This is a genomic window from Mesorhizobium sp. M7A.F.Ca.ET.027.02.1.1, assembly GCF_004022985.1.
Lineage (GTDB): Bacteria > Pseudomonadota > Alphaproteobacteria > Rhizobiales > Rhizobiaceae > Mesorhizobium.
Genome location: NZ_RZOL01000430.1, coordinates 1 through 4,942, shown reverse-complemented (window position 1 = coordinate 4,942; position 4,942 = coordinate 1). Strand labels below are relative to the sequence as shown.

At 63.7% G+C, this 4,942-nt stretch carries 4 protein-coding genes; 3 read left to right on the top strand and 1 reads right to left on the bottom strand.

Going from position 1 to position 4,942, the window contains the following annotated elements:
- Nucleotides 1-36: 36 nt before the first annotated feature.
- The 3 genes from EN749_RS30445 to EN749_RS30435 all read left to right on the top strand — a co-directional run bounded on the left by EN749_RS30445 (nucleotide 37) and on the right by EN749_RS30435 (nucleotide 3,948).
- Nucleotides 37-783, top strand: a complete 747-nt coding sequence (locus tag EN749_RS30445) for a 3-oxoacyl-ACP reductase family protein (protein WP_128364552.1) — start codon at nucleotides 37-39, stop codon at nucleotides 781-783.
- A gap of 209 nt (nucleotides 784-992) precedes the next feature.
- On the top strand, nucleotides 993-2,885 hold the full coding sequence (locus EN749_RS30440) for a murein L,D-transpeptidase (RefSeq protein WP_128364551.1): 1,893 nt from the start codon (nucleotides 993-995) through the stop codon (nucleotides 2,883-2,885).
- A 172-nt stretch (nucleotides 2,886-3,057) separates the two neighbouring features.
- Nucleotides 3,058-3,948, top strand: a complete 891-nt coding sequence (locus EN749_RS30435; protein ID WP_128364550.1) for an arginase family protein — start codon at nucleotides 3,058-3,060, stop codon at nucleotides 3,946-3,948.
- Between the two features lie 144 nt (nucleotides 3,949-4,092).
- On the opposite strand, the gene EN749_RS30430 is transcribed toward EN749_RS30435, so the two are convergent.
- Nucleotides 4,093-4,578 (bottom strand): hypothetical protein, encoded by a 486-nt coding sequence (locus EN749_RS30430; RefSeq protein ID WP_164749075.1) that lies wholly within the window; start codon nucleotides 4,576-4,578, stop codon nucleotides 4,093-4,095.
- Nucleotides 4,579-4,942: the final 364 nt, after the last annotated feature.

Below are 4,942 nucleotides of genomic sequence, written 5' to 3'. Positions count from 1 at the left end.
GTATTTATGTATCGATCGTTACAAAAGGAGAAATCGATGTCATCCAACCAACTGGGCGGCAAGGCCGCGCTCGTCACCGGCGGCAGTCGCGGCATCGGTGCGGCGATTGCGCGACGGCTCGCGGCCGACGGCGCCAGTGTCGCGCTGACTTATGTGCATGGCGAGGAGCAGGCCCGCTCGGTTGTCGCCGAAATCGAGGCCAAGGGCGGCCGCGCCATCGCGATAAAGGCCGACAACCGCGATGCGGTGGCCATAGACAAGGCCGTCGATGACGCAGTGACCGCCTTCGGCCGGCTCGACATCCTGGTCAACAGCGCCGGCATCTGGCGGGCCGCCCCCATCGACGCGCTGTCGCTCGCAGATTTCGACGAGACCATGGAGGTCAATCTCCGGGCTCCATTCATCGCCTCGAAGGCGGCGGCCGTGCATATGGGTGAGGGCGGCAGCATCATCTCGATCGGCAGCAACCTTGCCGAGAGGGCGACCGACGGCAGCCTCACGGCCTATTCGGCCAGCAAGGCGGCGCTGGTCGGCCTGACCAAGGCGCTGGCGCGCGACCTCGGCCCGCGCGGCATCACCGCCAACGTCGTCCATCCCGGTTCGACCGACACCGACATGAACCCGGCCGACGGCCCGCATGCCGAGCATCAGCGCCGGAAAATGGCAACACCGCGTTTCGGCAAGGCCGATGACGTTGCCGGCATGGTCGCCTGGCTTGCAGGCCCTGAAGGCCGCTTCGTAACCGGCGCTGCCCTGACCATCGATGGCGGCGCCAACGCCTGATCCCGAGAGATTTCCGGCTGGGGCGGAACAACCCTCCGCTCCAGCCGTCACGATCTTGTGAAACCGTTCTGCAACAGGCTTTCCAAAATTTATGAATGCTTAACGAAATCGGTATGAATCAGTATAGTCGCGCCTTACATCCGCCATGCGGTGAGCGGGACGATCTAGCGTGCGGAACGGGAACCGGTTGCGGCCGGAGCGGGTGATTCATGAAATTCCTCGGAAACAAAGCAACCGTGATGCCGCTGGTGGCGATCGCGGCAACGCTGGCTTTCGGTGTACCCCAGGCAGGCGCGCAGGGGCTGTTCGACATGCTTTTCGGCGGCGGCGTAAAGCATGCGCCGAAAGGCGAGTTTCCGCCCCCGCCACCGAAGCACAAACCAAAGCCGAAGGCTCCGGCCAGCGGTGGCGGTGGCGGCGCGAGAATCAGCAGCCCATCCTATTACACCTACAAGGCGGACCGGCTGGTTCGCGTCGACTTCTCGGCGCTGGCCCCGACGCCAGAGCCGGCGACGCCACAGGATGCGGCTTTCGTGCCGTCGGCAACGGGCGCTGCGTTTCGTGAAGCGGTTGCCAGCTTGGCTGACTACGAACTCTTAGCCGAGCCCGACATCGCCAAGGCGCTGATCGCGTATTACTCGGCCAATCCGGATTTCATCTGGATAAGCGGAACCAGCCTCAACAGCCGTGCGCAGGATGCGGTTCGGGTGCTTGGCGAGGCTTCAAGCTATGGCCTCACGCCCGCCGACTATACGGTCGAAGTGCCCGCTGCCGGCGCATCGACGACTGACGCCAATGCGCAACTGAAAGAACTCGTCCGTTTCGAGATGGCGCTTTCCGCGCGTGTGCTGCGCTATGCCCATGACGCCCAGAACGGCCGCGTCGATCCCAACCGCATGACCGGCTACTATGATTTCCCGGCCAAGCCGCTCGACTTGCAAGGCGTGCTGAGGACGCTGGCGCATACCCAGCAAGTGCGCACCTATCTCGAATCGCGGCATCCGCAGAATGCGGAATACCAGGCGCTGCGTGTGGAACTCGAATCGCTGCAGGCCAGTGCGGAAAACGAAATCGTCGTCGACCCCAAACTGTTGCTGAAGCCGGGCGGAACCAGCCCCGAACTGCCGAAGCTCCTGACCTTGATCGCGCGCAATCTCGATGACGAGATGGGCGGCGCCTATGGCGAGATCCTGTCCAGGCTGGCCACCAGCGAAGTCTATGATCCGGAACTGGTCCCGGTCATCAAGGCCGTGCAGCAAAAGGCAGGCATGAAGGGCGACGGCGTCATCGGCCCGCGCACCGTCGCGACGCTGGCCGGAACATCCAAGGCCGACAAGCTGCTGAAGGTGGAAGTGGCGCTGGAGGAACTGCGCTGGCTGCCGTCCGATCTAGGCAGCCCGCGCGTCTTCATCAACCAGCCGGCCTTCACCGCGAGCTACATCGACAATGGCGAGGAAAAGCTCAAGACGCGTGTCGTCGTTGGCCGGACCACCAACCAGACCTCCTTCTTCTACGACCAGATCAAGCAGGTCGATTTCCATCCCTATTGGGGCGTGCCGCAATCGATCATCGTCAACGAGATGCTGCCGAGATTGCGCAACGATCCGGGCTATCTCGACCGGTCCGGCTATGAGGTGACGGATTCGCGCGGCAAGCGCATTCCTTCGTCGGCGGTCAACTGGGGCGCCTATGGCGCGAACATCCCCTACAGCGTGCGCCAGCAGCCGAGCGAGGCCAACGCGCTGGGCGAGTTGAAGATCCTGTTCCCCAACAAGCACGCGATCTACATGCACGACACGCCGCAGAAATCATTCTTCCAGCGTGATATGCGCGCGCTCAGCCATGGCTGCGTGCGGCTGCAGGACCCGCGCGGCATGGCGGCGGCGGTGCTTGGCACCTCCGTGGACTATATCGCCGAGAAGCTGAAGCACGGCCACTCGACCGAGAATGTGACACGCACGATCCCGGTCTATGTCGCCTATTTCACCGCCTGGCCTGATCTGTCCGGCAAGGTCGAATATTTCGGCGACGTCTACGACCGCGACTCGCGCCTGAAGCAGGCTCTGGACGCCACGGAGGCGGTTCGCTCGCCTTCGAGTTGATCCAGGGCTTTCGGTAGGCCGTTAACTCATAAATACGGCATGACCGAAAGCGGAAAGGCGGCCGAGAGGGAACGAGGAGCGGCGGCTACCGTTATCGAACAAGCTCAAAACGCAAATGTGATCCTGTTTCGGCAGGGACGAACGATGTTGAGCGCTCGAAGCGGAGGCGCCTGTGTCGAGCCATTATGCGATTCTCGAAGCCCCCTCCACGCTGGGCCTGGCGACCGACGGTGTGGAGCGCTTGCCTGGCCGGCTCCTGGACCTTGGCCTTGCGGAGCGCATCCAGGCGCGCCGCGCCGGGCGGCTGGCTGTGCCTCCGAAGGACCCGACGCCCGATCCCGAGACAGGCACCCTGAACGCCAGGGCAATTGCGCAGTGGTCGCCCAAGCTCGCCGACGCCGTGGAAGCGGTGCTTGACGCAGGCGGGTTTCCAGTGGTGCTGGGCGGCGATTGCACGATCGTGCTGGGCTCGGCGCTCGCGTTTCGACGAGGCGGCCGCTACGGCTTGCTCTTCATTGACGGCAACGCCGATTTCTTCCAGCCAGAGGCGGAACCCAATGGTGAGGGTGCCTCGATGGACCTCGCCTTCGTCACCGGCTACGGTCCCTCGCTTCTGACCGACATCGAAGGTCGCGGTCCTCTGGTCCGCCCTGAAGACGCTGTCGCCTTCGCGTATCGCGATCACAAGGATCAGGAGGAGTACGGAAGCCAGCCGCTCCCCGAGGAGCTCAAGGTGCTTGACCTTCCCGCTGTGCGCGCCACGGGCATCGAGGCCGCCGCACGCGAAGCGGTCGATCACCTGACGAGAGCGGAATTGGACGGCTTCTTTATCCATCTCGACGCCGACTGTCTCGACGACGTCATCATGCCGGCTGTCGATTTTCGCGTGCCAGGCGGGTTGTCGTGGGACGAGTTAACGGCCGCGCTCCGGCTTGCCTTGGCGAGCGGCAAGGCAGTCGGCCTCGAGATCACCATCTACAATCCGCGCCTTGATGAGGACGGTAGCGCCGGACGCGGCCTCGCCGACGTACTGGCCGCTGCGCTCGGAACAGCAGCGCCATGACGATGACGAGCCATGCCTGCTCTCGGGCGCAGCAAGAAGCGACCGATTTTGAGGTCGTTTCTACTGCTTTCATATTGCGGCGGAATCTGTTTCAAGGCTCCGCATGAGCCGATCGGCGTGGCTCCGCGATTATGAGTCTGCAAGCTAGTAGCGCTCGAACAGTGGCCGCCGGAAGCCGGCGTCCCGCCCGGCGATCAGCCAATAGAGCAACCCGGCGACAAGGCCGGCAGCGGCAATGATGCCGATGTCGACCCAACGCTCCGGGTCCATATCCTCCGGCGCGCTCGGCCAGATCAAGGCGAAGCCGCCGACCGCGGCGCCGGCGCCGAAAACCATGTGCAGCAGGACATTGCGCAGCGAGAAGAACTCGGCGATCAGCGCGAAGATCAGCGTCTGCAGCGCGGTCACCACGATGGTCAGGAAATAGACGAACATGCCGAGCGGCGGCACCAGCAGCACCGCGATCGGCGAAACGCCCATGACGTCGAAATAGCTGGGCGCGTTGGGCAAGGAACTGAGCACGCCATAGATCACCGCGATGGCGATCAGGCCGACCAGCACCGACACGAAGTAGCCGGCCAACATCATCAATATGCGCTTCATCACGTGCTTTGCCGTCGCCATCCCCATCCCCCAATGCGGCCCGCGTCGCGACAGTCAGCCATCAAAGCGAGACAGACGCAAGGGGAGGCGACGGTTGGCAAGGGCAATCGCTTCGGCCAAGTCCGACTTGTGGCGGAAACCATCAATCACCGAGATCGGCGCCGCCCCTCATCGCCCTGCCGGGCGTTCGTTGTTCGAAAAGCCAAGCAGTTGGCTTTTCGTCCGCTGCGCGGACCACGCCTCGACCCCCGTATAGTGACGGGGAGAAGGGGCTGGCCGCAACGCCGGCGCCATCCTTGCCTTGCAAAGGCTGGTGATTGGCGAAACCATCGATGCCAGCGTCCCTCTCCCCGTCACTATACGGGGAGAGGATGCCGGCAGGCAGGTGAGG

Excerpts from the sequence above, each read along its gene's own strand:
- EN749_RS30440 (WP_128364551.1), top strand. The coding sequence starts at position 993 with ATGAAATTCCTCGGAAACAAAGCAACCGTGATGCCGCTGGTGGCGATC.
- EN749_RS30445 (WP_128364552.1), top strand. The coding sequence starts at position 37 with ATGTCATCCAACCAACTGGGCGGCAAGGCCGCGCTCGTCACCGGCGGC.
- EN749_RS30430 (WP_164749075.1), bottom strand. The coding sequence starts at position 4,578 with ATGGGGATGGCGACGGCAAAGCACGTGATGAAGCGCATATTGATGATG.